Source organism: Streptomyces sp. NPDC002785, from assembly GCF_040295565.1.
Taxonomy (GTDB): domain Bacteria; phylum Actinomycetota; class Actinomycetes; order Streptomycetales; family Streptomycetaceae; genus Streptomyces.
In genome coordinates this window covers 1-5,426 of record NZ_JBEOVN010000313.1, presented here as the reverse complement: position 1 = coordinate 5,426, position 5,426 = coordinate 1, and the positions used below count along the sequence as shown (strand labels likewise).

Genomic DNA, 5,426 nt, shown 5'->3' with positions numbered 1-5,426 from the left:
GCCACCGCGTGGGCCAGGGGCCCCACGACGGCGGGCGCGCCCACCGGGGGTGTGACTACGGGGGGTTCGACCACCGGGGGTGTGACTACGGGGGGTTCGACCACCGGGGGTGTGACTACGGGGGGTTCGATCACGGGAGGTTCGATCACGGGAGGTTCGATCACGGGGGGTTCGACCACCGGGGGTTCGACCACCGGGGGTTCGATCACGGGGGGTTCGACTACCGGGGGTTCGACCACCGGCGGCTCGGTGCCCGGCCCGTTCCCGTTGGAGCACTTGTTGTCGAACGCCGGGTTCAGCGCACCGACGACGTTGACGCTGTTGCCGCAGGCGTTGACCGGGACATCCACCGGAGCCTGGATGAGGTTTCCGGACAGCACACCGGGAGAGTCGGTCGCGACGCCCTCGGCGCTCGCACCCTGGCCGCCGTTGCTGTTCCCGGCGCCTCCTCCGTTCCCGCACTGATTGCCGAACGCGGGATTCAACAGACCGACCACATTGACCGTGTTGCCGCACACGTTGACGGGAACGTGCACAGGCGCTTGCACGGTGTTGCCCGAGCCGATACCCGGCGAACCGATGGTGGCGCCATCGGCCGACGTGTCCGCGAACGCGTACCCGCCTGCCGCGGTCAGAATGCCTGACGCCGCCGCCATGACCAGCACGCTCTTACTCAAGGCTTTTCGCATTGGTTGCCCTTCCTTATGATTCCGTGCGAGCAGAATGCTCGCGGTTCATTCATCAGGCGATGCAACTTGCGCCGGGGACGCCACCCCGGGGGTCTTCCCACGTGAGTCGGCAAGCGGCGATTGCGGAAAGGCGGAGAGACCACGAAGAAGCGTTCCTCATGTGATAAGTCCTATTTCTGCCCGATGAACGCCCAAGCTGCACGCTTGATGAAAGTAATAACGAGGGGGAATTGTTGAGGAAACTCGAAAGTTCGTGGAAATTTTGTGAGCGCTCGAATGGATTACATGTGCACGCTCACGTTGACGCCGTTCGTCGCAATGCGGGTGCTCAGCTCTGCGTGGACCCCAGGCCGTTGACGCCTTGAGGAAGGGCTGGAGCGGCTGGATGATGCTTCGCCCCGTGGCGTTGCTTCGTACCGCTGTCTGTGCGCCTTGACATTCGGGTGAATGGAGAGAACCAAACGCCCGGCCGCGAGTTGGGCAGGGGGCTCCCGTACGGAGCGTAAGGGGCCGCTGTCGCACATCCTGGACGGTATTCGGGTGCTCTCCGGCCACGGTGCCGGCAACGGCTGATCCAGCCGCAATGGCAGGCTCGTACCGTCGGTATTCCTCCTCCGCGCGGCCCGAGCCTGCTGCCCGCCTTTCCCGGTACTGGCACATCGGATTGTCCGATGATCACGCCCGTGACATCGAGTTGATCGATACTGCGTTATCCGGGCGGTTTTTCGGGAATCTTCTCCTCAAAGAGTTTCGCCTAAGGTCTTATCTCGTTACGAGTTGCAGCAGCGGAGTTTACGAGTGCTCAGGACCGCGCTCGTGCGGCACGAAAGACGTGGCCGCTCCGAACTCCGTCAAAGAAAGGGAAAAAAGTGAAGTACACCAAGGTTGCCGCCATCGCCGCCGGAACCCTGATGGCGATGGGTGCCGCCGCGCCCGCCTTCGCCGACACCGGTGCCGATGGCAGCGCTGCCAACTCCCCGGGCGTGGTGTCCGGCAACGCTCTCCAGGCTCCGGTCCACGTTCCGGTCGGCCTCTGCGGCAACACCGTGAACGCGATCGCCTGGCTCAACCCCACCTTCGGCAACGTCTGCACCAACAGCTGATCTCCGGTCGCGAGCTGAGCGCTCATGGTCGGAAGGCTCCGGTACGCATGCGATCTCGGGTTCTAGTGCCGTGACCGGCAAAGTTTGCCGGGAGGGGCACTGGAACCGCAAGACTCCGGTCGCTCGTCGCTGATTCCTCGAACTCATGGAGGACAGCGCCATGGAGGCGGCTTCGAGTAAGCCTGCCCGCAGTGCGTGAAACACCCGTGGGGCCGGCACATCCACGCGGCAGCCGTTCTTCGGCGGCCCGGATGCGCCGGCCCCATCTCGTGCGTTCGGGGCGCCGCCGACCCCTCGAAGGGGCGAGTGGACTGGTCCGGTTGCCGTAGTGACGGCGGACGTCACCCGTTGCACCGGGTAGGGGCCCATCATGGACCAGTACGACAGTCAACGCCCCAGCGGCCGACAGCGGCACGCGCAGGACGTCACACCCATCTACGACCGGCTGCTCGCCGAATGGCGGGCGGCCCGCGGCGGCCCGGATCCGGTACCGCCCGCGGAGCCCCATCGGCCTTGTGCGGGAAGTCGCGTTCCTGCGGCCCGTATCTCCGCTGAAGACGTCGACGGGTGAGGGCGGAGCGTCGAACTCACGCAGGATCGAACCCATTTGAACGGCATTGCGGAACCGACGCTTCCGCAACAGGTTGATCGGTACGCTCCACAACGGGACGCTCCGGAAGGTGAAGCGTGATGAAGAAGATGACGCCCGGCGCGGCAGTGGCCGGTTCGGCTCCGCGCGGCAATCGCCCGTAATCCGGTATGCGCACCGCTGAGCAAGGTCCGGGGCGCAGCCCCAGGGCTTCACGCATGACGATGCCCACCGTTCCACGGGGGCGGTGGGCATCTGGCATACAGGCGGGGCTCAGCCCAGGCTGCGTACCGGAAGCACTCCGGACCGGGGCTGCCGGTCGGCCTAAATGTGTTGACGTCACCCGACGGCTGCGGGCTATCGTGTGCAACGTTCCGGACGGCGGACATGAACCGCCGGTGTCGGCCCCGTGCTTGAACCAGGAGGTGAGGACATTGATGACTGCCGCTGCGGTGGGCGTTGCCCACAACCAGAAGAACATCGTTCCCACCCCCGTGGTCGCCGGCTGACCTTTCCGTAACTCTCCGCGCCCGTGTGCGCGTTGCCGGGACCACCCTTTGAAGGGTTTCCGTTGTCTTTCCCGTCTTCTCCGTTCTTCGCTTCTTCTCTTCAGGGCTCGTCCGCGTCGCATCCGCTGTCCCCGTACGGCTGGGACGACGACTGGGCCGCCGAGTTCGCCCCGTACGCCGGACAGGGTCTGCTGCCCGGACGGGTGGTGCGGGTGGACCGAGGGCAGTGCGATGTCGTCACTCCGCACGGCACGCTCCGCGCCGACACCGCCTTCGTCGTCCCACGCGATCCGATGCGGATCGTCTGCACGGGCGACTGGGTCGCCGTCGACCCCGACGGTGATCCGCAATTCGTACGGACGCTGCTGCCGCGGCGTACGGCCTTCGTTCGCTCGACGTCGTCGCAGCGCTCCGAAGGGCAGGTGCTCGCCACCAATGTCGACCACATCGCCATCTGTGTCTCGCTCGCCGTGGAGCTCGACCTGGGGCGGGTGGAGCGCTTCCTCGCGCTCGCCATGTCCAGCGCCAGTGGCGACGCGCTGCTGTGCGACGGGGCGTCCGCCGCGGACGGCGCCGCCGAGGTGATCGTGGTGCTGACCAAGGCCGATCTGGTGCCGGACGCCGCCACGCTCTCGTACCTCGTCCAGGGCATCGAGGCCATCGCGCCCGGTGTTCAGGTGCTGCCCGTCAGCTCCGCCACCGGGGAGGGGCTCGATGTGTTCGCCGCCATCGTCTCGGGCGGGACGAGCGTGCTGCTCGGGGCGTCCGGCGCGGGCAAGTCGACCCTCGCCAACACTCTCCTCGGCCGCGACGTGATGGAGGTGCAGGCCGCCCGTGACGTCGACGGCAAGGGCCGGCACACCACCACCACCCGCAATCTGCTGGTCCTGCCCTCCGGGGGTGTACTGATCGACACGCCCGGACTGCGCGGGGTCGGCCTCTGGGATGCGGAGACCGGCGTCGGCCAGGTCTTCTCAGAGATCGAGGAGCTGGCCGAGCAGTGCCGGTTCCACGACTGCGCCCATGAGTCGGAGCCCGGCTGCGCGGTACTCGCCGCGATCGAGGACGGTTCGCTGCCCGAGCGGCGCCTCGACAGCTTCCGCAAGCTGCTCCGCGAGAACCAGCGCATCGCCGCCAAGACCGATGCCCGGGTGCGGTCCGAAATGCTGCGTGAATGGAAGCGCAGGGGCGCCGAGGGCCGGGCGTCCATGGACGCGAAGCGGGGCCGGCTGCGGTAGGCCGCAGCCTCTGATCGACGTCCGAATACCGCCAGTGCGGTGCCCCGAGGTGCCGCACACTGGACGGTGTGATGGACGAACAGACCAGGTACGAGGCGGTGAGCAGCCGCGACGCCCGTTTCGACGGGGAGTTCTTCTTCGCCGTCGAGACGACCGGCATCTACTGTCGGCCGAGCTGCCCCGCCGTCACTCCCAAGCGGAAGAATATCCGCTTCTACCCGACCGCGGCCGCAGCCCAGGGCAACGGCTTCCGGGCGTGCCGACGCTGCCGCCCCGACGCCGTGCCCGGCTCCGCGGCCTGGAACGTACGGGCCGATGTCGTCGGCCGAGCCATGCGGATGATCGGCGACGGCGTGGTCGACCGGGAGGGCGTGCCCGGTCTCGCCCACCGGCTCGGCTACAGCTCACGCCAGGTGCAGCGGCAGCTCAACGCGGAGCTGGGCGCCGGACCCGTCGCGCTCGCCCGCGCCCGGCGGGCGCACACCGCGCGGGTGCTGCTCCAGACGACGGGGCTGCCCGTGACCGAGATCGCCTTCGCGTCCGGCTTCGCCAGCGTGCGGCAGTTCAACGACACGATCCGGCAGATCTACGCCCGGACGCCGAGCGCACTGCGCGCCGAGGCCGGGACGGGGCTGGGAGCGGCGGTCCGGGGGGCGCGCACCACCGGGATCCCGCTGCGGCTCGCCCACCGGGGGCCGTACGCGGCCCGCGAGGTCTTCGATCTCCTGGCCGGCGAGACGGTCGCCCGGATCGAGGAGGTCAGCGGGGAGCCCGGCGCCCGTACCTACCGGCGCACTCTGCGGCTCCCGTACGGCACGGGCATCGTAGCCGTCGACGAGCGGTCCGCCGGGTCCTGGCTGGACACCCGGATCCACCTCACGGACCTGCGGGATCTGACGACGGCCGTGCAGCGGCTGCGGCGCCTGTTCGACCTGGACGCCGATCCGTACGCCGTCGACGAGCGGCTCGGCACCGACCCGCGACTCGCACCGGGTGTCGCCGCCCGCCCGGGGCTGCGCTCGCCGGGTGCCGCGGATCCGGATGAGTTCGCCGTACGGACGCTGGTGGGCAGGGCCGCGGCCGAGCGGCTCGTCGAGATGTACGGGAAGGTCCTCGACGTACCCTGCGGCGGGCTTACGCATGTGTTTCCCGAGCCGGGAGTGCTGGCCGGCGCAGTGGACGACCCGGCGCTGCGGGCACTGGCGACCGCGCTCGCCGACGGGGACGTACGGCTCGACGCCGGTGCCGACCGCGACGAGGCCGAGCAGGCGCTGCTGCGGCTGCCGGGGATCGGCCCG

General features: G+C 68.7%; 5 protein-coding genes. 4 read left to right on the top strand and 1 reads right to left on the bottom strand.

The features are described from left to right. The coding region (locus ABTZ94_RS36005) for a chaplin (protein ID WP_502967367.1) at positions 1–665 on the bottom strand (665 nt) is incomplete at its 3' end. Between the two features lie 893 nt (positions 666–1,558). On the opposite strand from ABTZ94_RS36005, the gene ABTZ94_RS36000 reads away from it, so the two are divergent. The 4 genes from ABTZ94_RS36000 to ABTZ94_RS35985 form a co-directional block, all read left to right on the top strand. Further along, on the top strand, positions 1,559–1,792 hold the full coding sequence (locus ABTZ94_RS36000; RefSeq protein WP_351207415.1) for a chaplin: 234 nt from the start codon (positions 1,559–1,561) through the stop codon (positions 1,790–1,792). Between the two features lie 370 nt (positions 1,793–2,162). After that, entirely contained in the window at positions 2,163–2,363 is a 201-nt protein-coding gene (locus tag ABTZ94_RS35995; RefSeq protein ID WP_351207413.1) for a hypothetical protein, read from the top strand. 589 nt (positions 2,364–2,952) lie between these two features. After that, positions 2,953–4,128, top strand: a complete 1,176-nt coding sequence (gene rsgA, locus ABTZ94_RS35990) for a ribosome small subunit-dependent GTPase A (RefSeq protein ID WP_351207411.1) — start codon at positions 2,953–2,955, stop codon at positions 4,126–4,128. A 71-nt stretch (positions 4,129–4,199) separates the two neighbouring features. Then, a partial coding sequence (locus ABTZ94_RS35985; RefSeq protein WP_351207419.1) for a bifunctional transcriptional activator/DNA repair enzyme AdaA occupies positions 4,200–5,426 on the top strand: 1,227 nt, incomplete at its 3' end.

Bases quoted from the DNA above. Each gene is read 5' to 3' on its own strand.
- ABTZ94_RS35995 (WP_351207413.1), top strand. From the start codon at position 2,163: ATGGACCAGTACGACAGTCAACGCCCCAGCGGCCGACAGCGGCACGCG.